This is a genomic window from Citrobacter farmeri (assembly GCF_019048065.1).
GTDB lineage: Bacteria > Pseudomonadota > Gammaproteobacteria > Enterobacterales > Enterobacteriaceae > Citrobacter_A > Citrobacter_A farmeri.
On sequence record NZ_CP077291.1, the window covers coordinates 3022710 to 3044490 of the forward strand.

The 21781-nt window shown below is 54.7% G+C and carries 24 protein-coding genes; 11 read left to right on the forward strand and 13 right to left on the reverse strand.

Annotation, left to right across the window (positions count from 1 at the left end; all coding sequences use genetic code 11):
* The first annotated feature begins 7 nt into the window (after window positions 1–7).
* Window positions 8–976, forward strand: coding sequence for an NADH oxidoreductase (gene hcr, locus I6L53_RS14235; protein WP_042320296.1), 969 nt, complete (start codon window positions 8–10; stop codon window positions 974–976).
* 90 nt (window positions 977–1066) lie between these two features.
* Here hcr and I6L53_RS14240 read toward each other — a convergent pair whose 3' ends face one another.
* Complete coding sequence (locus I6L53_RS14240; RefSeq protein WP_042320300.1) at window positions 1067–1501, reverse strand: DoxX family protein; 435 nt, start codon at window positions 1499–1501, stop codon at window positions 1067–1069.
* A 152-nt stretch (window positions 1502–1653) separates the two neighbouring features.
* Here I6L53_RS14240 and poxB point away from each other — a divergent pair, with 152 nt between their 5' ends.
* The 4 genes from poxB (at window position 1654) to I6L53_RS14260 (ending at window position 6965) form a co-directional block, all read left to right on the forward strand.
* Window positions 1654–3372 carry a ubiquinone-dependent pyruvate dehydrogenase gene (poxB, locus tag I6L53_RS14245; protein ID WP_042320301.1) on the forward strand — a complete coding sequence of 573 codons (1719 nt, stop codon included), beginning with the start codon at window positions 1654–1656 and terminating at the stop codon, window positions 3370–3372.
* A 38-nt stretch (window positions 3373–3410) separates the two neighbouring features.
* A complete protein-coding gene (ltaE, locus tag I6L53_RS14250) occupies window positions 3411–4412 on the forward strand; it encodes a low-specificity L-threonine aldolase (RefSeq protein WP_042320304.1) in 1002 nt (333 codons plus the stop codon).
* 10 nt (window positions 4413–4422) lie between these two features.
* Window positions 4423–5859 (forward strand): SDR family oxidoreductase, encoded by a 1437-nt coding sequence (locus I6L53_RS14255; RefSeq protein ID WP_042320305.1) that lies wholly within the window; start codon window positions 4423–4425, stop codon window positions 5857–5859.
* A 92-nt stretch (window positions 5860–5951) separates the two neighbouring features.
* Window positions 5952–6965 (forward strand): NAD-dependent epimerase/dehydratase family protein, encoded by a 1014-nt coding sequence (locus I6L53_RS14260; RefSeq protein ID WP_042320307.1) that lies wholly within the window; start codon window positions 5952–5954, stop codon window positions 6963–6965.
* Here I6L53_RS14260 and I6L53_RS14265 read toward each other — a convergent pair.
* Together I6L53_RS14265 and I6L53_RS14270 are read right to left on the reverse strand one after the other, a co-directional pair.
* The gene (locus I6L53_RS14265) at window positions 6962–7792 is read right to left on the reverse strand and encodes an N-acetylmuramoyl-L-alanine amidase (protein ID WP_042320309.1); all 831 of its coding nucleotides are present in this window, start codon (window positions 7790–7792) and stop codon (window positions 6962–6964) included. The genes I6L53_RS14260 and I6L53_RS14265 overlap by 4 nt on opposite strands.
* Window positions 7789–8112, reverse strand: a complete 324-nt coding sequence (locus I6L53_RS14270) for a heavy metal-binding domain-containing protein (RefSeq protein ID WP_042320310.1) — start codon at window positions 8110–8112, stop codon at window positions 7789–7791. Before I6L53_RS14270 ends, I6L53_RS14265 begins: the two co-directional genes overlap by 4 nt.
* Window positions 8113–8240: 128 nt before the next feature.
* Here I6L53_RS14270 and I6L53_RS14275 point away from each other — a divergent pair, with 128 nt between their 5' ends.
* The 6 genes from I6L53_RS14275 to artJ all read left to right on the forward strand — a co-directional run bounded on the left by I6L53_RS14275 (window position 8241) and on the right by artJ (window position 12754).
* The gene (locus I6L53_RS14275) at window positions 8241–8756 is read left to right on the forward strand and encodes a lipoprotein (RefSeq protein WP_042320313.1); all 516 of its coding nucleotides are present in this window, start codon (window positions 8241–8243) and stop codon (window positions 8754–8756) included.
* A gap of 229 nt (window positions 8757–8985) precedes the next feature.
* Entirely contained in the window at window positions 8986–9714 is a 729-nt protein-coding gene (artP, locus tag I6L53_RS14280; RefSeq protein ID WP_042320315.1) for an arginine ABC transporter ATP-binding protein ArtP, read from the forward strand.
* 16 nt (window positions 9715–9730) lie between these two features.
* Window positions 9731–10462, forward strand: a complete 732-nt coding sequence (artI, locus tag I6L53_RS14285) for an arginine ABC transporter substrate-binding protein ArtI (protein ID WP_042320316.1) — start codon at window positions 9731–9733, stop codon at window positions 10460–10462.
* A gap of 6 nt (window positions 10463–10468) precedes the next feature.
* Window positions 10469–11185, forward strand: coding sequence for an arginine ABC transporter permease ArtQ (gene artQ, locus I6L53_RS14290; protein ID WP_042320318.1), 717 nt, complete (start codon window positions 10469–10471; stop codon window positions 11183–11185).
* Window positions 11185–11853: an arginine ABC transporter permease ArtM gene (gene artM / locus I6L53_RS14295; RefSeq protein WP_042320323.1), complete on the forward strand. Its 669-nt coding sequence runs from the start codon at window positions 11185–11187 to the stop codon at window positions 11851–11853. Before artQ ends, artM begins: the two co-directional genes overlap by 1 nt.
* A gap of 169 nt (window positions 11854–12022) precedes the next feature.
* Window positions 12023–12754 (forward strand): arginine ABC transporter substrate-binding protein ArtJ, encoded by a 732-nt coding sequence (gene artJ / locus I6L53_RS14300; protein ID WP_042320327.1) that lies wholly within the window; start codon window positions 12023–12025, stop codon window positions 12752–12754.
* Between the two features lie 112 nt (window positions 12755–12866).
* Here artJ and rlmC read toward each other — a convergent pair whose 3' ends face one another.
* The 10 genes from rlmC to I6L53_RS14350 form a co-directional block, all read right to left on the reverse strand.
* A complete protein-coding gene (rlmC, locus tag I6L53_RS14305; RefSeq protein WP_042320329.1) occupies window positions 12867–13994 on the reverse strand; it encodes a 23S rRNA (uracil(747)-C(5))-methyltransferase RlmC in 1128 nt (375 codons plus the stop codon).
* 40 nt (window positions 13995–14034) lie between these two features.
* Window positions 14035–14523: a YbjO family protein gene (locus tag I6L53_RS14310; protein WP_042320332.1), complete on the reverse strand. Its 489-nt coding sequence runs from the start codon at window positions 14521–14523 to the stop codon at window positions 14035–14037.
* Window positions 14524–14582: 59 nt separating this feature from the next.
* Window positions 14583–15428: a putrescine ABC transporter permease PotI gene (gene potI, locus I6L53_RS14315; RefSeq protein ID WP_042320333.1), complete on the reverse strand. Its 846-nt coding sequence runs from the start codon at window positions 15426–15428 to the stop codon at window positions 14583–14585.
* Window positions 15425–16378: a putrescine ABC transporter permease PotH gene (potH, locus tag I6L53_RS14320; protein ID WP_042320334.1), complete on the reverse strand. Its 954-nt coding sequence runs from the start codon at window positions 16376–16378 to the stop codon at window positions 15425–15427. Before potH ends, potI begins: the two co-directional genes overlap by 4 nt.
* A 9-nt stretch (window positions 16379–16387) precedes the next feature.
* Window positions 16388–17521 (reverse strand): putrescine ABC transporter ATP-binding subunit PotG, encoded by a 1134-nt coding sequence (potG, locus tag I6L53_RS14325; protein ID WP_042320336.1) that lies wholly within the window; start codon window positions 17519–17521, stop codon window positions 16388–16390.
* Between the two features lie 97 nt (window positions 17522–17618).
* The gene (potF, locus tag I6L53_RS14330; protein ID WP_042320338.1) at window positions 17619–18731 is read right to left on the reverse strand and encodes a spermidine/putrescine ABC transporter substrate-binding protein PotF; all 1113 of its coding nucleotides are present in this window, start codon (window positions 18729–18731) and stop codon (window positions 17619–17621) included.
* A 363-nt stretch (window positions 18732–19094) separates the two neighbouring features.
* On the reverse strand, window positions 19095–19571 hold the full coding sequence (locus tag I6L53_RS14335) for a type III secretion system chaperone family protein (RefSeq protein ID WP_042320341.1): 477 nt from the start codon (window positions 19569–19571) through the stop codon (window positions 19095–19097).
* Between the two features lie 89 nt (window positions 19572–19660).
* Window positions 19661–20563: a 30S ribosomal protein S6--L-glutamate ligase gene (rimK, locus tag I6L53_RS14340; protein ID WP_042320344.1), complete on the reverse strand. Its 903-nt coding sequence runs from the start codon at window positions 20561–20563 to the stop codon at window positions 19661–19663.
* A 60-nt stretch (window positions 20564–20623) separates the two neighbouring features.
* Entirely contained in the window at window positions 20624–21346 is a 723-nt protein-coding gene (gene nfsA / locus I6L53_RS14345; protein ID WP_042320345.1) for an oxygen-insensitive NADPH nitroreductase, read from the reverse strand.
* A complete protein-coding gene (locus I6L53_RS14350; RefSeq protein ID WP_042320347.1) occupies window positions 21330–21617 on the reverse strand; it encodes a DUF1418 family protein in 288 nt (95 codons plus the stop codon). The genes nfsA and I6L53_RS14350 overlap by 17 nt, the downstream gene beginning before the upstream one ends.
* Between the last annotated feature and the right edge of the window lie 164 nt (window positions 21618–21781).

Consider the following 21781-nt stretch of genomic DNA (forward strand, 5'->3'; position numbering starts at 1 on the left):
TTAAGACATGACAATGCCAACTAATCAGTGCCCATGGCGGATGCAGGTTCATCACATCCATCAGGAAACGCCGGATGTATGGACAATTTCGTTGCTGTGCCACGACTATTATCCGTATCGCGCCGGGCAGTATGCACTGGTGAGCGTGCGTAATTCAGCGGATACACTGCGTGCCTACACCCTCTCCTCAACGCCGGGCGTCAGTGAATACATTACGCTGACCGTTCGTCGGATTGATGACGGTGCAGGCTCACAGTGGTTAACCCGCGACGTGAAGCGCGGCGACTACCTCTGGTTGTCCGATGCGATGGGCGATTTCACCTGCGAAGATAAAGCCGATGATAAGTTCCTGATGCTGGCGGCCGGTTGTGGCGTCACACCGATCATGTCGATGCGTCGCTGGTTGGCAAAGTACCGTCCGCATGCGGATGTCCAGGTTATCTTCAACGTGCGTTCGCCGCAGGATGTCATTTTCGCTGAAGAGTGGCGTCAGTATCCGGTTACACTGGTGGCGGAAAACAACGCCACTGACGGCTTCGTGGCCGGTCGCCTGACCACCGAGCTGCTACAGCAGGTACCGGATCTGACCTCCCGCACGGTGATGACCTGTGGCCCGGCGCCATATATGGATCTGGTTGAAGAGGAAGTGAAAGCGCTGGGCGTGACGCGCTTCTTTAAAGAGAAGTTCTTCACCCCGGTGGCAGACGCGGCAACCAGCGGCCTGAAATTTACTAAACTGCAGCCGGCGAATGAATTTTACGCGCCGGTCGGTACGACGCTGCTGGATGCGCTGGAAAGCAACAAGGTACCGATCACCGTTGCCTGCCGCGCGGGCGTCTGTGGTTGCTGTAAAACCAAAGTGGTTTCCGGTGAGTATACCGTCAGCAGCACCATGACGCTGACCGATAGCGAAATCGCCGAAGGCTACGTGCTGGCCTGTTCCTGCCATCCGCAGAGTGACCTGGTTCTCGCCTGATAGTAGATTGCCGGATGACGCTGCGCTTATCCCGCCTACGAGAGCCATTGTAGGCCGGATAAGGCGTTTACGCCGCCATCCGGCAATTCCTCACCGCCACGCCGAATTACCGGCAACCGAAAACCGTCCCGCCCCTAAAAACGCCACTGCCAGCGCCCCGATAAAGAAATAGACCAGGCTTTCAATCGCCCATGCCCCGGTTTTATCCAGCGCCCAGGTTTCATTCATCCCGACCATCAGCCACGCTACAATCATGGTGAACGCCAGCACCAACGCCGCCGGACGCGTCAGGATCCCAAGAATAATCAGACAAGGCGCAATCACTTCCCCCACCAGCACACCGTATGCGATAAAGCCCGGTAGCCCTTTGGCAACCAGCATTCCGCTGATGCCATCAATGCCGGCAAACAGCTTATGCAGCCCGTGAAACAACATCAATCCCCCAACCGCCAGGCGTAATAAAAACTTGCCAAAATCCTCGTGCGTCAGCATCCGATTCACTGCATTTAACAATGTTGTAAGCATCTGAGTTTACTCCTGGTTCGCCCTGATTTTTTTCACGCTACGCGTTATCCCCCCTGAAAGAAAGCTGCTGAAAATAAGGGGGTGCCACGCAGCGTAATCAGTATCTTCATCTAAACTTGTAACCGGTATCACAATTAAGGAGATGGAAAACCATGAAACAAACGGTTGCCGCTTTTATTGCTAAAACACTGGAACAGGCGGGTGTGAAACGTATCTGGGGCGTGACGGGCGATTCGCTGAACGGTCTGAGTGACAGTCTCAATCGCATGGGAACGATTGAGTGGATGTCGACCCGTCATGAAGAGGTTGCCGCATTCGCAGCCGGTGCGGAGGCACAACTGACCGGCGAACTGGCGGTTTGTGCAGGTTCATGCGGACCCGGTAACCTGCACCTGATCAACGGCCTGTTTGACTGTCATCGTAACCACGTCCCGGTGCTGGCCATCGCCGCCCACATCCCTTCCAGCGAAATTGGCAGCGGGTATTTTCAGGAAACGCACCCGCAGGAACTGTTCCGCGAATGCAGCCACTATTGCGAGCTGGTTTCCAGCCCTGAACAGATCCCTCAGGTACTGGCGATTGCTATGCGCAAAGCGGTGCTCAATCGTGGCGTCTCGGTGGTGGTCTTACCGGGCGACGTGGCCTTAAAACCCGCACCAGAAAGCGCCAGTAGCCACTGGTATCACGCGCCGTTACCGATCGTCACGCCCGCGGAAGAAGAGTTAAGAAAGCTGGCCCAACTGCTGCGCTATTCCAGCAATATCGCCCTGATGTGCGGTAGCGGCTGTGCGGGGGCGCATAAAGAACTGGTCGAGTTCGCCGCCAAAATTAAAGCCCCTATCGTCCACGCCCTGCGTGGCAAAGAGCATGTTGAATACGACAACCCATACGACGTGGGCATGACCGGCCTTATCGGCTTTTCTTCCGGCTTCCATACCATGATGAACGCCGACACGCTGGTGCTGCTTGGAACGCAGTTCCCCTATCGCGCGTTCTATCCGACCGATGCCAAAATCATTCAGATCGATATCAACCCCGCCAGTCTCGGCGCGCACAGTAAGGTCGATATGGCACTGGTCGGCGATATCAAAGCCACTCTGAGCGCGCTCCTGCCGCTGGTGGAAGAGAAAACCGAGCGTAAATTCCTGGATAAGGCGTTAAGTGATTATCGCGATGCGCGCAAAGGCCTCGATGACCTCGCCAAACCCAGCGAAAAGGCAATTCATCCGCAGTACCTGGCGCAGCAAATCAGTCATTTCGCCGCCGATGACGCCATCTTCACCTGCGACGTGGGTACGCCGACGGTGTGGGCCGCTCGCTACCTGAAAATGAACGGCAAGCGCCGACTGCTGGGCTCGTTTAACCACGGCTCAATGGCTAACGCCATGCCGCAAGCGCTTGGCGCGCAGGCCACGGCGCCAGGACGTCAGGTGATCGCAATGTGCGGCGATGGCGGATTCAGTATGCTGATGGGAGATTTTCTGTCGGTGGTCCAGATGAAGCTCCCGGTTAAAATCGTGGTCTTTAACAACAGTGTGCTGGGTTTTGTGGCGATGGAAATGAAGGCTGGTGGTTATCTCACTGATGGTACTGAACTGCATGACACCAACTTCGCGCGCATTGCCGAGGCATGTGGCATCACCGGCATTCGGGTTGAAAAAGCCGCCGACGTCGATGAAGCGCTACAGCGCGCCTTATCCATTGACGGTCCGGTGCTGGTGGATGTGGTTGTCGCAAAAGAGGAACTGGCCATCCCGCCGCAGATCAAACTGGAGCAGGCCAAAGGCTTCAGCCTGTACATGCTACGCGCCATCATCAGCGGTCGCGGCGATGAGGTGATCGAACTGGCAAAAACCAACTGGCTCAGGTAAAACAATGCACATCGCCTTTCAAACAATAGGGATGTGCAATGATAGATCTACGCAGTGATACCGTAACCCGTCCGGGTCGCGCCATGCTTGAAGAAATGATGGCCGCCCCGGTCGGAGACGACGTGTACGGAGATGACCCTACCGTTAACGCCCTCCAGCAATACGCCGCTGACCTTTCTGGTAAAGAAGCGGCGTTATTTTTACCCACCGGCACCCAGGCAAACCTTGTGGCGCTACTCAGCCACTGCGAGCGCGGTGAAGAATATATTGCCGGTCAGGGGGCGCATAACTATCTGTATGAAGCGGGTGGCGCGGCGGTGCTTGGCAGCATTCAACCGCAGCCGATTGACGCCGCTGCCGACGGCACTTTGCCGCTGGATAAAGTCGCAGCCAAAATTAAGGCCGATGACATCCACTTTGCCCGTACCCGCCTGCTGAGCCTGGAAAATACTCACAACGGCAAAGTGCTGCCGCGCGAGTATCTGCGGGAGGCGTGGGAGTTTACCCGTGAGCGTGGTCTGGCGCTGCACGTTGACGGCGCGCGTATTTTCAACGCCGTCGTGGCCTACGGTTGTGAACTCAAAGAGATCGCTCAGTATTGCGACTCCTTTACTATCTGCCTGTCAAAAGGGCTGGGAACGCCGGTTGGCTCGCTATTGGTCGGTAGTCGCGACTATATCAAGCGTGCCACTCGCTGGCGCAAAATGACCGGCGGCGGAATGCGTCAGGCCGGTATCCTGGCGGCAGCCGGACTGTATGCCCTGAAAAATAACGTTGCGCGTCTGCAGGACGATCACGACAACGCGGCATGGTTGGCAGAACAACTGCGGGAAGCCGGGGCAGACGTGATGCGTCACGACACCAACATGCTGTTTGTCCGCGTCGGGGAAGCCAACGCGGCGGCCCTGGGTGAGCACATGAAGGCACAGGGGGTGCTGATCAACGCGTCACCGATTGTTCGTCTGGTAACCCATCTGGATGTCTCGCGGGAGCAGCTTACTGATGTCGTCGCCCACTGGCGCGCGTTCCTGAATCGTTAAGGAGAGAGATGTGCCGCAACGCATAGTGGTTCTTGGCGCCAGTGGTTACATTGGTCAGCATCTGGTGCAGGCGCTTAGCCAGCAAGGGCATCAGGTACTGGCTGCGGCACGTCGCATTGATCGACTGAAAAAGCAACAGTTGCCCAACGTCAGTTGTCATAAGGTCGACCTGAACTGGCCGACACATCTTTCTTCTCTGCTGACCAATGTCGATACCGTCTACTATCTGGTGCATGGTATGGGAGAAGGTGGCGATTTCATCGCCCATGAACGTCAGGTCGCGCTTAACGTCCGTGATGCCCTGCGTGAAACGCCGGTTGGGCAACTGATTTTTCTTAGTTCCTTACAGGCACCGGAACACGAGCAGTCCGACCATCTGCGGGCGCGGCAGATAACCGCCGATACCCTGCGCGAATCTGGTGTGCCAGTGACGGAACTGCGTGCCGGAATTATCGTCGGTGCCGGTTCTGCCGCTTTTGAAGTGATGCGCGACATGGTTTACAACCTGCCGGTGCTAACCCCGCCGCGCTGGGTTCGCTCGCGCACAACGCCCATCGCGCTGGAAAACCTGCTGTACTATCTGGTAACGCTGCTGGATCATCCTTCCCCAACGCATCGGGTCCTCGAAGCTGCCGGGCCACAGGTGCTCAGCTACCAGGAGCAGTTTGAACATTTCATGGCGGTCAGCGGCAAGCATCGCTGGCTTATCCCTATCCCCTTTCCCACCCGTTGGATTTCAGTCTGGTTCCTGAACGTCATCACCTCGGTGCCGCCGACCACTGCGAAAGCGCTGATACAGGGACTCAGACACGACCTGCTGGCCGATGACCGCGAGCTACGGGCATTGATACCCCAGAAGCTTATCGCCTTTGACGATGCCGTACGCAGCACGCTAAAGGAAGAGGAGGAACTGGTAAACTCCAGCGACTGGGGTTATGACGCGCAGGCCTTTGCCCGCTGGCGGCCTGAATATGGTTTCTTCGCCAAACAGGCCGGGTTTACCGTGAAGACGCACGCCAGTTTGCCGGCGTTGTGGCGAGTCGCGAACCGTCTCGGCGGCAAAGAGGGTTATTTCTTCGGCAATATTTTGTGGAAGATCCGCGCAGCGCTGGATCTCTTAGTCGGCCATCGGCTGGCAAAAGGGCGTCCTGAGTACGAATGGCTTCAACCGGGTGATACGGTAGACAGCTGGAAAGTGATTATCGTCGAGCCGGAAAAACAGCTCACGCTGCTGTTTGGCATGAAGGCACCGGGACTGGGAAGGCTAAGCTTTACCCTTGAAGATAAGGGTGAGCATCGCGAAATTGACGTACGCGCCTGGTGGCATCCGCACGGTATGCCTGGGCTTTTCTACTGGCTGCTGATGATCCCGGCGCACCTGTTTATTTTCCGGGGGATGGCAAAGAAAATTGCCAGACTTGCAGAACAAATCACAGATAAATCGTAAAAACTTACTGTATTGTTTCACGTTTCCCATTGCATACCGACGTAATTCACGGAAGAATGCGCACGACGTTTTATTAAACACAGTGGACTGATATGAAGGTACTGGTTACCGGCGCGACCAGCGGCTTAGGACGAAACGCGGTTGAGTTTTTGCGCAACAGAGGCATCAGCGTCAGAGCGACCGGTCGCAACGAAGCGATGGGTAAACTGCTCGAGAAAATGGGCGCGGAGTTTGTGCATGCGGATCTGACCGAGCTGGTCTCTGCGCAGGCGAAAGTCATGCTCGCCGGCGTCGATACGCTGTGGCACTGCTCAAGTTTCACCTCTCCATGGGGAACTCAGGAAGCCTTTGATCTGGCAAATGTTCGTGCGACCCGCCGTCTTGGCGAATGGGCCGTCGCATGGGGCGTGCGCAACTTTATCCATATCTCCTCCCCGTCGCTTTACTTCGATTATCACCATCATCGCGATATCAAAGAAGAATTCCGTCCGCACCGCTTTGCCAACGAGTTTGCCCGCAGCAAAGCCGCCGGAGAAGAGGTCATCAGCCTGCTGGCCCAGGCGAATCCACAGACCCGATTTACGGTGCTGCGCCCGCAAAGCCTGTTTGGTCCGCACGACAAAGTATTTATCCCCCGACTGGCGCACATGATGCACCACTATGGCAGCGTGCTGTTGCCGCACGGTGGCAGCGCGATGGTCGATATGACCTATTATGAGAACGCGATCCACGCCATGTGGCTGGCGAGTCAGGTACAGTGCGACAATCTACCTTCTGGTCGGGTGTACAACATCACCAACGGTGAGCCCAGAACCCTGCGCAGTATCGTGCAAAAACTGATTGATGAACTGAACATTCACTGTCGAATCCGTTCTGTGCCCTATCCGATGCTGGATATGATCGCCCGCAGCCTGGAACGCTTTGGTAGTAAGTCAGCCAAAGAGCCAGCGTTAACCCACTACGGGGTATCAAAGCTAAATTTCGACTTTACGCTGGATATCAGTCGCGCCCAAGAAGAACTGGGGTATAAGCCGATGGTGACGCTGGATGAGGGCATTGTGCAAACGGCCGCGTGGCTACGCGACCACGGAAAACTGCATCGCTAGACTTGCCCATACTTTTCCAGTAGTGCCTCAGCAATCGCCTGCGTTTCAGCATCGGCGACGCCGTTCCATAACGCCGGGCGGAAGTGCATCTGAAACGCCATCACCACGCGCTGTTGTTCACGCGCGGTCATATCAGGCTTCACCTCGTAGCCATAACGCGCCAGCAGATCCAGCAGTGACGTCATCTCTACAGGCGCGCGTGGTGCTCGTCCGGCAAGGTAGAAGGTTACCCGTTGCGCATCAGGCCAGGCGCCAATACCCTGTTCTGCCAGCACCTGCCAGGGAAACAGCGGGCCAGGGTCGTCTTTTCGCTGCGGGGCGATGTCCGCATGCGCAACCACGTTCTGCGGCTTGATGTCATAGCGGGCGATAATGTCTTTCGCCAGCGGAATCAGCGCCTGAATCTGCGAGGGCTCAAACGGGGCAAAATATTTTTCACCTGCCGATTTTTGCCAGCCGCGATTCTCCAGCTCAATGCCAATCGAGGTGTCGTTAATACGTGTCGCGCCGCGCCAGAAGCTGATGCCAGCATGCCACGCCAGATCCTGTTCCGGTACCAGTTGCCAGATACGCGGTTTCCCCCGATGCAAGGGCGGCACCGCCGGGATCAGATAATGCGAGCTGACGTTTTTATCCGTCAGCGTTGCCAGCGAACCATCGAAATCATCCGCCGTATAGTGGATCACCAACACTTTGATGCGGGGATACGCCGCCTGCGCCTGATGACGGGTATCGAGCTGGTAGCCTTCTCTGTCTATAATCCCTTTTTCACCCGCACACCCCGTTAACAATAGTGCCAGGGCCACCAGCCACAGCCATGTTTTCATCGGCGGGTTTTCACCGCTGTTCCACTCACGCTGACCATCAGCATGCTGCTATCCTTACCGACCGTTTCGTAATCAATATCAATACCGACCACCGCGTCGGCGCCAAGCGCTTTCGCCTGTTCACCCAGTTCCGCGAAGGCGATCTCACGCGCTTTGCGCAACTCTTTTTCATAAGCGCCCGAGCGACCGCCGACGATATCGCGGATACCGGCAAAAAAATCCCGGAAAATGTTCGCGCCCAGAATGGCTTCACCCGTGACCACACCGCAGTATTCCACGATGCTCTGTCCTTCAAGCGTGGGGGTTGTCGAAAATTGCATGATGTCTCTCCTGGTTACATTCAGCACATTATCAGCGCCATACACTATCATTGAAAGGATATAATTGATTATCGTAGATGACTGTTATCTTAGAAGACTCATGGCAGAAAGCTTATAAGGAAATCACTATGCGCTATTCGAAACTCTCCCTGCTCGTCCCTTGCGCGCTGCTGCTCAGCGCCTGCACCACCGTCACGCCAGCCTACAAAGACAACGGGCCGCGTACGGGTGCCTGTGTGGATGGCGGTCCGGACAGTGTGGCTCAACAATTCTATGACTATCGTATCCAACACCGCAGTAATGACATCACCGCCCTGCGCCCTTACCTGAGCGACAACCTGGCGAAACTGCTGTCGGATGCCAGTCGTGACAGTGCGCATCGTCAACTGATGAGTAGCGATCCGTTCTCCAGTCGCGCAACGCCGCCGGACAGCGCCAGCGTTGCCAGCGCCTCGACGATTCCGAATAGTGATGCACGCAATATTCCGCTGCGCGTTGCGCTGAAGCAAGGCGATCAAAACTGGCAGGATGAAGTGCTGATGATCCGCGAAGGTCAGTGCTGGGTTATTGATGACGTACGTTATCTCGGCGGCAGCGTGCATGCCCCGGCCGGTACGCTTCGCCAGTCGGTAGAAAACCGTTAATCCCTCCGCTTTACCGCGCTAAAAAACATAACCCCCGTAAATTGTCCGGCATTCCGCATGGAATGCCGACAATTGTTCTTACCGGGCTTTGCCCTCGCTATTTTGTGCTATGTTTAATGGGAAATGCGCGCTATATTTAACTTTTAAAGCATAAATATTGCATAACTATTCTGTCAAAGGTACTATCTGCGGCTTCAATAGCTATCAGACGGCCAGTATACGAGTATCAATGAGTATTCAATTAAACGGCATTAACTGCTTCTACGGCGCGCATCAGGCGCTGTTCGATATCACGCTGGATTGCCCACAGGGTGAAACACTGGTGTTACTGGGCCCAAGTGGGGCCGGTAAAAGCTCACTGCTGCGGGTACTCAATCTGCTAGAGATGCCGCGTTCAGGTACGCTCAGCATTGCGGGAAACCACTTCGACTTCCGCAAAACGCCGTCAGATAAAGCGATTCGCGAACTGCGTCAGAATGTCGGAATGGTCTTTCAGCAATACAATCTGTGGCCGCACCTCACCGTGCAACAGAACCTGATTGAAGCGCCCTGCCGCGTGCTGGGGTTGTCAAAAGATCAGGCGTTAGCCCGTGCAGAAAAATTGCTGGATCGCCTGCGTCTGAAACCTTACAGCGATCGTTTTCCGCTGCATCTTTCCGGCGGTCAGCAACAGCGTGTGGCCATTGCCCGTGCGCTGATGATGGAGCCACAGGTGCTGCTGTTTGATGAGCCCACCGCCGCGCTGGATCCGGAAATCACCGCGCAAATCGTCAGCATTATTCGTGAACTGGCTGAAACCAACATTACGCAAGTGATCGTGACGCACGAAGTGGAAGTGGCGCGTAAAACCGCCAGCCGTGTCGTGTATATGGAAAACGGTCATATCGTCGAGCAGGGTAATGCGAGTTGCTTTGCCGACCCGCAGACCGAAGCATTTAAAAACTATCTCTCTCACTAAGATTCGGGACAACACAATGAAAAAAGTTCTGATTGCCGCGCTTATCGCAGGCTTTAGCCTTTCTGCTACAGCAGCCCAGACCATTCGTTTTGCGACCGAAGCGTCCTATCCTCCGTTTGAATCTATGGACGCTAATAACAAGATTGTCGGCTTTGATGTCGATCTGGCTAATGCGCTGTGTAAAGAGATCGACGCGACCTGTACCTTTACCAATCAGGCGTTCGACAGCCTGATCCCTAGCCTGAAATTCCGTCGTTTCGACGCGGTGATGGCCGGGATGGATATCACGCCTGAGCGTGAAAAACAGGTGCTGTTCACCACCCCTTACTATGACAACTCCGCGCTGTTCATTGGTCAGCAGGGTAAATTCACCAGCATTGATCAGCTGAAAGGCAAGAAAGTGGGCGTGCAGAACGGCACCACTCACCAGAAATTCATCATGGATAAACACCCGGAAATCACCACCGTTCCGTATGACAGCTACCAGAATGCGAAACTGGATCTGCAAAACGGCCGCATCGACGGCGTGTTCGGTGATACGGCGGTGGTCACGGAGTGGCTGAAAGACAATCCGAAACTGGCGCCGGTGGGCGACAAAGTGACGGATAAAGATTACTTCGGCACCGGCCTTGGCATCGCCGTACGCCAGGGCAACGCGGAACTGCAGCAGAAATTCAACACTGCGCTGGAAAAAGTGAAGAAAGATGGGACTTACGAGACCATCTATAACAAATGGTTCCAGAAGTAAGCCTTGATGAACGAATTTTTCCCACTTGCAAGCGCCGCCGGGATGACCGTCGGCCTTGCCGTTTGTGCACTGATCCTCGGCCTGGCGCTGGCGATGCTGTTCGCCGTCTGGGAGTCAGTGAAATGGCGTCCTGTGGCGTGGACGGGGTCCGCGCTGGTCACCATTTTACGCGGCCTGCCGGAAATTCTGGTGGTGCTGTTTATCTATTTCGGCTCCTCTCAACTGCTGCTGATGCTCTCTGATGGCTTTACTGTCAACCTGGGCGTGGTGCAGATTCCGGTACAAATGGAGATCGAAAACTTCGACGTCAGCCCCTTCTTGTGCGGTGTGATAGCCCTTTCTTTGCTCTACGCGGCCTATGCGTCACAAACGCTGCGCGGTGCCCTGAAAGCCGTACCGCTGGGTCAGTGGGAGTCCAGCCAGGCGCTGGGGCTGTCGAAAACCGCCATTTTCTTCCGCCTGGTGATGCCGCAGATGTGGCGACACGCGCTGCCAGGACTGGGTAACCAGTGGCTGGTATTGCTGAAAGATACCGCGCTGGTGAGCCTCATCAGCGTCAACGACCTGATGCTGCAAACGAAGAGCATTGCCACGCGAACCCAGGAGCCGTTTAACTGGTACATCATCGCGGCGGCGATCTACCTGGTGATTACGCTGGTAAGTCAGTACATTCTCAAACGCATTGACCTGCGCGCGACACGTTTTGAGCGGAGACCGGGCTGATGTTTGAGTATTTACCTGAACTGCTTAAAGGGCTGCACACCAGCCTGACGCTGACGGTAGCGTCCATTGTGGTCGCCCTGATTCTGGCGCTGATTTTCACTATCGTTCTGACGCTGAAAACGCCGGTCGTGGTCTGGCTGGTTCGTGGCTATATCACGCTGTTTACCGGTACCCCGCTGCTGGTACAGATCTTCCTGATCTACTACGGACCGGGTCAGTTTCCGTCCCTGCAAGAGTATCCGGTTCTGTGGCATCTGCTGTCGGAGCCGTGGCTGTGCGCACTGATTGCGCTGTCGTTAAACAGTGCAGCCTATACCACGCAACTGTTTTATGGCGCGATCCGCGCAATTCCGGAAGGTCAGTGGCAGTCCTGCGGCGCGCTGGGGATGAGCAAGAAAGACACACTGGCTATCCTGTTGCCGTATGCCTTTAAACGCGCGCTCTCCTCGTATTCCAATGAAGTGGTACTGGTGTTCAAGAGTACCTCTCTGGCTTATACCATTACCCTGATGGAAGTAATGGGATACGGTCAGTTGCTGTACGGTCGCACCTACGATGTGATGGTGTTCGGCGCAGCAGGCGTCATCTACCTGATCGTCAACGGACTGTTGACGTTAATGATGCGTCTCATCGAGCGCAAAGCGCTGGCTTTCGAACGCCGCAACTAAGCAGCTTATTGCATAAAACGCAATTCAAAAGACGGACAAGTTTATAACCTGCACGTCTTTTTTTATTTTTAATAAAATAGTTACTCATTTTTATTGCATATAAATTCAATTACTGGCATTGTAAATCCATGCCGCAGAAACGGCGCTTCATCATAACGGGAGTCCAACCATGAAAAAGTTAGTTCTGGCCGCATTACTTGCCTCTTTTGCCGTCGGCGCCTCCGCCGCTGAAAAAATCAGCTTCGGCGTCTCTGCGACCTATCCACCGTTCGAATCTATGGATGCGAATAACCAAATCGTCGGTTTCGACCTCGATCTGGCAAAAGCCTTGTGCAAACAGATGCAGGCAGAATGTACTTTTACCAACCATGCGTTTGACAGCCTGATTCCGGCACTTAAATTCAAGAAATATGATGCGGTCATTTCGGGTATGGACATCACGCCGGAGCGGAGCAAACAGGTGGCGTTTACAACCCCCTACTATGCTAACTCGGCGCTGGTAATTTCGAAGAAAGATACCTACAAAACCTTTGCCGATCTGAAAGGCAAACGCATTGGGATGGAAAACGGCACCACCCACCAGAAGTACTTGCAGGATAAGCATCCGGAAGTGAAAACGGTAGCCTATGACAGCTATCAGAATGCGTTTATCGACCTGAAAAATGGTCGTATTGATGGCGTGTTCGGTGATACCGCTGTGGTAAACGAGTGGCTGAAAACCAACCCACAACTGGGGCCAGCAACCGAGAAAGTGACCGATCCGCAATACTTTGGTACTGGCCTTGGCATCGCGGTACGCCCGGACAACAAAGTGCTGCTGGAAAAACTCAATGCTGCACTGGCGGCCATTAAAGCCGACGGCACTTATCAAAAAATAAACGACCAGTGGTTCCCGCAATAAGTCGAGTCGCTGGCGGTAGAATGCCTGATGACGCTACGCTTATCAGGCCTACACTATCTGCACCGTTCGTAGGCCGGATAAGGCGCCAGCGCCGCCATCCGGCAAACCGTGACTAGTCCCTCAACAACAATGTCAGCACTTCATAATGCGCGGTATGCGGGAACATATCGAACAGCTGTATCCGTGCAATACGGTAGCCTGGCAACGTGGAAATATCTTTTGCCATCGTCTTCGCATTACAACTGGAATAAATAATGAACTGCGGCGCCATCTGCGTCAGGTAATCGCAGAGCGGTTTGCCGATGCCACGTCGCGGCGGATTCACCAGCACCAGTTCCGGCACCGCCCCTTGTTCCGTGGCAAATTGCGTCGAATCCAGCGCCTGAAAATGAAGATTGGTTAAACCCAGTTCCGCCGCAGACTGTCTGGCACAGGCGATGGCTTCCGGCGCGATTTCGATGCCGGTCAACTGCATGTCTGGCGTCGCGCAGTGCAGGCCAAAACCACCGACACCACAGAACAGATCCCACATGTGACTTACCGGCAGTTGTCGCACCCAGTCCCGTGCTGTTGCATACAGCTGGCTTGCCACCGCAGGATTGGTCTGGAAGAAACTTTGCGGACGGATCCACAGCGGCACGTCGTTAAACCGCTCCGCCAGCGCCTGCTGTTCGGTCAGGAAGATTTCCGTCTCCCCTTCCATAATCGCCATATGCACCGGCTGGAGATTGACGCTGATGACCTTCAGTTGCGGCAGTTGCGCCTGCAACCACGGCAGTGCCGCCCGTAATTGTGCCAGTTTATGTTCAGAACGCAGAACAAAGCGCAGCATCATCGCGCCATTAAACTGACTTTCTGTCAGCAGGAGGAATTTCAGCTCCCCACGCTTGCGCGCCACGTTATAGGGGGTTAATCCGGCGCGCGCAATGAACGGCTTCAGCGCGGCAAACACGGGTGCAAACGAGGCAGGATAGAGCGGGCAATCGCACAGATCTTCCGGCGTCCCATCGCGATGAAGCATTCCCAGCAGCGGTTTCTCTACACTCCCACTGACAACCATTTTCGCTTTATTGCGAAACGCCTTTTCCGGGCCGCTGACCGGCGCACACCACTCACCAACCGGGAAATCGGCAAGCAGATGCTGCAGATCGGCGGTTTTAGCTGAGAGTTGATCGCGGATCGGTTGTGTTATCCACTGACAAGAGCGACAGCGATCGGCGTCATAGAGTGCGCACTGCATACAAAAACCTTCAGATGATCAGGGGCGACGATTATACACATTATTGCAAACGGAAGAACCGCCGACTCGTGGCTGGCACATACAGCAACAGCAAAACCAGCATATCAGGGAGTTTTTGCATCACCAGCGTATGCAGGATCTCACGCTTTGACGATCCGGCAATACTGAACAGTTCCGGATAGCCGTATCCCAGTGAGGCCGCCCACAAATAGCCTGCGGCAATCACCTGCGTGAGGAGATACACCCACCGCGCCCAGTTACGCCCTTTCACCAGCGAAAATGCGCAGCCGATCTCAACAAACACCAGCACCAGACTACCCAGAAAAACCAGCGTCAAACTCCAGGTTTGTACACTGCGATGAATAAATTCAGCCAGTCCGCGAACACCAAGCGTGTTAAAGATCATCAGCAGGTCGAGCCCGCGGATCATAATAATGGCGAGCGCCGCCACCTGCACCAGCGCAGGTACATTCAGGCGGGCATGTGATGAGGATGATTTTTTAAAAAATCCCAACGAATCGTCTTCCATGAAAACAATGCCGCGACGAGCGCGGCATTGTGTAGCCAGGTTGGCAGATTTTAGTGCCTTCAGTCACGTCTTGCACGCTGGATATCGCGGATCCGCTGTTTTTCCGTACGTGCCATCAGATACCAGGCGATAAAACCGACAATTCCGACCACGCCGAGGATCAGCGTCGCCAGGGCGTTGATTTCCGGGTTAACGCCCATTCGCACGCTGGAGAAGACCAGCATGGGTAACGTCGTAGCGCCCGGCCCGGAGACAAAGCTGGCGATAACCAGATCGTCCAGCGACAACGTAAACGCCAGCAGCCAGCCGGAAACCACCGCCGGCATAATCATCGGCAGTGTAATCACAAAGAACACCTTAAGCGGTGTCGCCCCCAGATCCATCGCGGCTTCCTCAATGGAGCGATCCAGTTCACGCAGGCGCGATGAAATGACCACAGCCACATACGCTGTACAAAAAGTGACGTGCGCCAGCCAGATGGTCAACATTCCACGATCTGACGGCCAGCCAATCGCGTGGCCCAGCGCAACAAAGAGCAGCAGCAAAGAGAGGCCGGTGATCACATCCGGCATGACCAGCGGCGCGGTGATCATAAAAGCAAACCCGTTCGACCCGCGAAAGCGGCCAAAGCGCACCATCACTACGGCGGCAATCGTGCCGAGTATCGCCGCCATGGTCGCTGCACAGGCCGCGATCGTCAGGCTCAGCCCCACCGCGCTCATCATCGCACTATCGCGGAACAGTTCACCGTACCAGCGCGTTGACCATCCCGCCCACACCGTGACCAGCTTTGAACTGTTAAACGAGTAGATGACCAGCATCAGCATCGGCGCATACAGAAAAGTAAATCCGAGGACCAGAATCACAATGCGCCAGGGCGAACGAATTACCGGTAAGTTGTTCATCCGTGGACCCCTCCACTTTTTTGCTGATGTTTGTGGAACCACATAATCGGTACGATCAATAGCAATAGCATGACGATCGCGACCGCAGAGGCCACCGGCCAGTCGCGGTTGTTAAAGAACTCTTGCCATAGCACACGCCCAATCATGATGCTGTCTGGTCCGCCGAGCAGTTCCGGGATCACAAACTCCCCCACCGCCGGAATGAACACCAGCATGGAACCGGCAATAATGCCGCCTTTGGTCAGCGGGACAATCACGCTAAAGAAGGTTTTCAGCGGGCGCGCGCCCAGATCCAACGACGCTTCCACCAGCGAATAATCAATTCGCGTCAGGGCGGTATAAATCGGCAGCACCATAAACGGCAAATAGGCATAGACAATGCCGATATACACCGCCAGATTGGTGTGCAGAATGGTCAGCGGCTGGTCAATCACCCCCAGCCACAGGAGAAAGTTATTCAGCACGCCGTTATTTTTCAGGATCCCCATCCAGGCATACACGCGGATCAGAAACGAGGTCCACGATGGCAGGATCACCAGCAACAGCAAAATATTACGCGTTGACGGCTTGCTGTGCGCCACCGCCCACGCCAGCGGATAGCCCAACAGCAGACAGCAAAGCGTCGAAATCCCCGCCACCTGTAGCGACTGCAAATAGGCGTCAAAATAGAGCGGATCGTCCGTTAGCTGCAGGAAGTTACCGAGATTAAGGGTGATCGACAGTTGCCCATCAGCCCACGCCATCAGTTCGGTATACGGCGGGATCGCCCGCGCCATCTCCGCGAGACTGATTTTAAAGACGATCAGGAAAGGCAGCAGGAACAGCAGGATCAACCAGACGTAAGGCAGCGCAATCACCAGTTTGCGCCCGTGTTTCATCTGCACACGCGCCAGCCAGAGCGTAAAGCCGCCCGGCTTTTCCACGCGTGCCGGAGGTTCAAGTGTACTCATCTTCACTCCTTAAACCGTCAACACCACACAGCTGTCCGCATCCCAGCACAAACGCACCTCATCGCCCCAGGTCGGCAGACCTTTGCGATAACGGTGAGCATTCTGCAACTGAGCACTGATCATCTGTCCGCTTTTCAGACGAACGTGATAAATGGAGAGATCGCCAAGATAGGCAATGTGCACCACTTCGCCAACGGCGAAGTTAAATCCGTCGGCAGGTGGCTCATCACACAGCATGATCTTTTCCGGGCGCAGCGCCACGTGAACTGGCACGTTGTCCACCACCGACGCATCCGGATCGACCTTCAGCGGATGCACAAGTCCTGGGGAATACAGCACCAGACCGTCATCCTGACGCTCTTTGATAACTCCCTCAAACACGTTCACCGAGCCGATAAACTCTGCACTGTAGCGGGTGGTTGGATGCTCATAAATCTCTTCTGGCTCACCAATTTGCACGAACTTACCGCGGTTCATAATGGCAATGCGCCCGGCCATGGTCATCGCCTCTTCCTGATCGTGCGTCACCATCACGCAGGTCACGCCGACGCGCTCAAGGATATCGACCACTTCGAGCTGCATACGGTCGCGTAGCTTTTTATCCAGCGCGCCCATCGGCTCGTCGAGTAACAGGAGTTTGGGCCGTTTTGCCAGGCTTCGCGCCAGAGCCACACGCTGACGCTGGCCGCCGGAAAGCTGATGCGGCTTGCGTTTGGCGAACTCTTGCATATGCACCAGACCCAGCATCTCTTCGACCCGGCTGGTGATTTCCGCTTTCGGCAATTTGTCCTGCTTCAGGCCAAAGGCGATATTCTGTTCGACCGTCATATGGGGAAACAGCGCATAGGACTGAAACATCATGTTGATGGGCCGTAAATAAGGCGGCACCTGGGACAGGTCAACACCGTCCAACATAATTTGTCCGGTCGTGGGTTGTTCAAACCCTGCCAGCATGCGCAGTAGCGTGGATTTTCCACAGCCTGATGCGCCCAGCAGGGCAAAGATTTCGCCTTTATAAATAGTCAGACTCACATCATCGACAGCGTGCTGACCTTCGAAGGATTTGGTCAGATTGCGGATTTCGAGGAGCGGCGTCAGCGCTTTACGGGTTTTCGCCTGCGGGCGTGGGGTGGCATCATTCACGGGGTGCTCTCCGGCAGCAACAAATCATGGTGCAAACGCACTTAAAAGGTGCGTTTTGCCGGGTAACGCAGCGCGTACCCGGCTCTTCAACGGCGGATTATTTACCGCTCTTCACCTTGGTCCAGGCACGCGTACGGACGCGGTCAATCTTCGGATCCTGAACTTTCAGGGTAAACATTTTCGCGCGTACGTCTGCTGGCGGATAAATGCCTGGATTATCACGCACTTCAGGACTCACCAGCGCCGTCGCCTCTTTGTTAGCATTCGCGTAGAACACATGGTCAGAGATATGCGCAATCACGTCCGGACGCAGTAAATAGTTGAGGAACTGATAGGCCTCGTCTTTATTTTTGGCATCTGCCGGCATCGCGAAAACGTCAAAGAAGGCCATCGCCCCTTCTTTTGGAATCGAGAAGGAGATATTGACGCCATTTTTCGCCTCTTTCGCCCGGTTGGCGGCCTGCCAGACATCCCCTGCCCAACCAATCGCCACGCAGGTGTCGCCATTCGCCAGGTCGTTGATGTACTGCGAGGAGTGGAAGTAGCGGATATTCGGACGCAGCTTAAGCAGCAGATCGGTGGCCGGGCCCGTGTAATCGTCCGCTTTGGTGCTGTTCGGATCTTTACCCAGATAGTTCAGCACGGTTGCAAACACCTCTTCCGGCGCATCGAGGAAAGAGACGCCGCAGCTCTTCAGCTTTTCGAGATTTTCCGGCTTCAGCACCAGATCCCAGCTGTTGACCGGAGCATCTGCACCGAGCACCGCTTTCACTTTATCGACGTTATAGCCAATACCGGTGGTTGCCCACATATACGGCATGGCAAATTTATTGTCCGGGTCATGTTTGGCGACCAGTTTCAGCAGTTCCGGATCGAGGTTTTTCCAGCCCGGCAGCTTGCTCTTATCCAGCGGCTGAAAGACCCCTGCCGTCAACTGGCGCTCAAGGAAGCTCGCGGAAGGCACCACCAGGTCAAAACCGGTGCTGCCAGCCATCAGTTTGCCTTCCAGCACTTCGTTGGAGTCAAAAACGTCGTAGACGACTTTGATGCCGGTCTCTTTCTCAAAATTAGCAACCGTATCCGGCGCAATATAGTCAGACCAGTTATAGATATGGAGTGTTTTTTGTTCCGCAGCGAGCGTGCCGGCAGAGACGGCCATCAGAGCGCCCGCAACCAGACCCGATAGCCATTTTTTATTTAAGGCGGTCATAATCTCTTTCCTTATGAAAGTTCGTTAACAAACGAACCAAAAAAGTTGCACTCAAGGCTATGCAAGAAACGTGCATAGTTTGTCATTCGGTAAACACCAGGAAGAGTTGACGCTCCCCCAACCGTTATTGCTCGCTGTGATTAAGCTTCGCAAGAATAACTTTAGCCAGGGTTTCAGGCTATAGCCCAGATTAAAAAACGCCTTTTATCAATTTTTTATGCAATTTATGTCTATGTGATAAAGCGAAACGGCGGGAAAGGAGGTGAATAATTCTTTAAATAAAGGTTAAATGCAGAATAAAAGAACGTAAACCGCAGCCACTCTGGCAGCGACTGCGCTATACGGTCATACTTCAAGTTGAAATCAGTGAAGAAAATGGTTCTCAGCGCCGCTTTTTTGCGTCTCTTCTTCGGCCGTGAACAGCATCTGGTGCGCGCCAGCTTCCAGAATGACCATGGATATCTGCTCTTCGCTCTGGCGTACGAACCATTCAAACTGCGCGTAAGTCACCCCCTGCATAACGGATAAAGACTGGCAAACCACCAGCTTTGGCAGATTATCATCCTGCATATCCAGAAACGCTTTTACGGTGAGGGAGCTGGCATTAATGGCAGACAGATCCGCCGCCAGTGGCAGTAACGCAGAAGGCCTCACTTCCGCCATCGCGGAAAACAGCAGTGTATTATCGACGAGATCTAACTTCGCATCGTAGATGCCGTCAAAATTTTGCATGTGAGGTAAATGCAGTGCCTGGCAGGTATCACATTCAAAAAAACTCATGCCCAGGTCGTCGAGCCATTGCCGCAACGTATCCAGAGTGGGAACGACCAATTCTGTCATAATAATGTGCTACCTCTTGCGATGAAAAAATACCGGCACAGCTTACGCAAAAAGTGTTCGTCATTCCACGATCATCGGCGATATTAAGACTAGCCACCCGTTTTGAGACAAAATTCAGACGTCGCGTGGCGCTCGATCCACTGAATCATTCGTCCGGCGATATCGATGCCGGTGGTTTTTTCGATCCCTTCCAGACCCGGAGATGCATTCACCTCCATCACCAGCGGGCCGCGCTCGGCGCGTAAAATATCGACACCGGCGACATCAAGCGCCATCGTCTGCGCGGCTTTTATCGCAATCTCTCGTTCACGGGGGGTAATGTTGGCAATGCAGGCCACGCCGCCGCGATGCAGATTAGAGCGAAAGTCGCCGTCTTTCGCCCGCCGTTCGATAGCGGCGACCACCTCGTCCCCCACCACCAGGCAGCGAATATCGCGACCTTTGGCCTCTTGAATATATTCCTGCACCAGAATGTGGGCGTTAAGCCCCCGGAAGGCATCCACGACGCTCTCAGCGGCCTGACGGGTTTCGGCTAACACCACGCCAATCCCCTGAGTGCCTTCCACCAACTTCACCACCAGCGGCGCACCGCCGACCATATCGATCAGATCGCTGGTGTCATCCGGCGAGTGAGCAATGCCGGTAATCGGGAGATCGATGCCCTGACGTGCCAGCAACTGCAACGAGCGCAGCTTATCGCGCGCGCGGGTAATCGCCACGGATTCATTTAGCGGATAACTACCCAGCATTTCAAACTGGCGCAGCGCCGCCGTCCCGTAAAAGGTGATAGCCGAACCGATACGCGGGATGACAGCATCAAAATGAGGCAATTTGCGCCCTTTATAGTGAATCGATGACGCTGCCGGATTGATGTTCATATAGCAGGAAAGCGGATCGAGTATTTCGACCAGATGGCCGCGCTTCATCGCGGCTTCCCGCAGGCGCTTACATGAATAGAGCGTTCCATCCCGGGACAATATGGCAATTTTCACCCTGCACCTCTCTGCATAACCCGATCAACATCCCGTGTATCATACACAGCGGCGGAATTTTTAGCGCGTGGCCCAACCCTGTTTATGCAAATATTCCAGGATAAATGGACGATTTTCCTTAATCAGCGTGCGGCGGATATGATCGCTCCAGGTGTCACGACGGGTATTGCTGCCGCGGTTGAGATAATATTGCGCGAGCTGTTCGTCATAGTCTGCCAGCGCATCCTTGTCGAGCGGCTGATAGTGGTTCTCGTGCATCACAATCGCCGCTGGCAGGCGCGGTTTCAGATCCGGGTTATCGGCAGGCCAGCCCAGGCACAATCCAAACAGCGGCAATACGTGTTTTGGCAGTGCCAGTAATTCGGTGACAGACTCGATGTTATTGCGCAGCCCTCCGATATAGACCCCGCCCAGCCCCAGGGATTCCGCCGCCGTCAGCGCGTTTTGCGCCATCATCGCCGTATCCACCACCCCCAGCAGCAACTGCTCTGCAAGACCTAATTGCGCTTCAGGACAAATCTGCAGATGGCGATTGAAATCCGCGCAGAAAACCCAAAACTCGGCAGCCTGTGCAACATGCTGCTGACCCCCGGTTAATGGCACCAGCGCGTCACGTAGCGCGGGATCGGTAATGCGAATGATTGACGTACACTGCAAAAAGCTGGAGCTGGACGTCGCCTGAGCGGCAGCCAGAATCGCTTCTCGCTGCTCAGGCGTAATCGGTTGATCGGTGTAATGACGAATCGAACGGTGACGACGCAGAAGGTTAATGGTTGGAGTCATTCTTTTTTTCTCTGTCTGAATGGGATGAATCGGATGAGGGCTTCATCAACTGTGGCGCCAGCCGCTGCGCGACGTGCCAGACGAACACCAGCGCGGCTGGGATCATTAACAGTACGCCCAGAAAAAGCATGGCGACGACCGCAAGCGAGGTGTTAAACGGGGCGGGAAGCGTCAGATAGCGATTCAGCGACAGCAAAGCCAGCGCCAGAAGCACCATCCCCACCACTTCAAGAATCAATACACTTTTCGGTAACGCGCCAATCGTACGCACAGGAAGCCCTCTTTTGTGAGACATAGTGTAAGGCGTTCAGCGTGAATGTGTTTAACAGATATAGACTAAATGTATCAAAGTAAAAGGTGCAACCTACTGTTCAAGGCTGACGATTAGCGTCATCATAGCAGCCATTCGCCGTCAGGCTTTGAGTTCGAGGAGAG

What these genes read in the sequence shown, in the direction of transcription:
- hcr (WP_042320296.1), top strand. Translation starts at nt 8, where the DNA reads ATGACAATGCCAACTAATCAGTGCCCATGGCGGATGCAGGTTCATCAC.
- I6L53_RS14240 (WP_042320300.1), bottom strand. Translation starts at nt 1,501, where the DNA reads ATGCTTACAACATTGTTAAATGCAGTGAATCGGATGCTGACGCACGAG.
- poxB (WP_042320301.1), top strand. Translation starts at nt 1,654, where the DNA reads ATGAAACAAACGGTTGCCGCTTTTATTGCTAAAACACTGGAACAGGCG.
- ltaE (WP_042320304.1), top strand. Translation starts at nt 3,411, where the DNA reads ATGATAGATCTACGCAGTGATACCGTAACCCGTCCGGGTCGCGCCATG.
- I6L53_RS14260 (WP_042320307.1), top strand. Translation starts at nt 5,952, where the DNA reads ATGAAGGTACTGGTTACCGGCGCGACCAGCGGCTTAGGACGAAACGCG.
- I6L53_RS14265 (WP_042320309.1), bottom strand. Translation starts at nt 7,792, where the DNA reads ATGAAAACATGGCTGTGGCTGGTGGCCCTGGCACTATTGTTAACGGGG.
- I6L53_RS14270 (WP_042320310.1), bottom strand. Translation starts at nt 8,112, where the DNA reads ATGCAATTTTCGACAACCCCCACGCTTGAAGGACAGAGCATCGTGGAA.
- I6L53_RS14275 (WP_042320313.1), top strand. Translation starts at nt 8,241, where the DNA reads ATGCGCTATTCGAAACTCTCCCTGCTCGTCCCTTGCGCGCTGCTGCTC.
- artP (WP_042320315.1), top strand. Translation starts at nt 8,986, where the DNA reads ATGAGTATTCAATTAAACGGCATTAACTGCTTCTACGGCGCGCATCAG.
- artI (WP_042320316.1), top strand. Translation starts at nt 9,731, where the DNA reads ATGAAAAAAGTTCTGATTGCCGCGCTTATCGCAGGCTTTAGCCTTTCT.
- artQ (WP_042320318.1), top strand. Translation starts at nt 10,469, where the DNA reads ATGAACGAATTTTTCCCACTTGCAAGCGCCGCCGGGATGACCGTCGGC.
- artM (WP_042320323.1), top strand. Translation starts at nt 11,185, where the DNA reads ATGTTTGAGTATTTACCTGAACTGCTTAAAGGGCTGCACACCAGCCTG.
- artJ (WP_042320327.1), top strand. Translation starts at nt 12,023, where the DNA reads ATGAAAAAGTTAGTTCTGGCCGCATTACTTGCCTCTTTTGCCGTCGGC.
- rlmC (WP_042320329.1), bottom strand. Translation starts at nt 13,994, where the DNA reads ATGCAGTGCGCACTCTATGACGCCGATCGCTGTCGCTCTTGTCAGTGG.
- I6L53_RS14310 (WP_042320332.1), bottom strand. Translation starts at nt 14,523, where the DNA reads ATGGAAGACGATTCGTTGGGATTTTTTAAAAAATCATCCTCATCACAT.
- potI (WP_042320333.1), bottom strand. Translation starts at nt 15,428, where the DNA reads ATGAACAACTTACCGGTAATTCGTTCGCCCTGGCGCATTGTGATTCTG.
- potH (WP_042320334.1), bottom strand. Translation starts at nt 16,378, where the DNA reads ATGAGTACACTTGAACCTCCGGCACGCGTGGAAAAGCCGGGCGGCTTT.
- potF (WP_042320338.1), bottom strand. Translation starts at nt 18,731, where the DNA reads ATGACCGCCTTAAATAAAAAATGGCTATCGGGTCTGGTTGCGGGCGCT.
- I6L53_RS14335 (WP_042320341.1), bottom strand. Translation starts at nt 19,571, where the DNA reads ATGACAGAATTGGTCGTTCCCACTCTGGATACGTTGCGGCAATGGCTC.
- nfsA (WP_042320345.1), bottom strand. Translation starts at nt 21,346, where the DNA reads ATGACTCCAACCATTAACCTTCTGCGTCGTCACCGTTCGATTCGTCAT.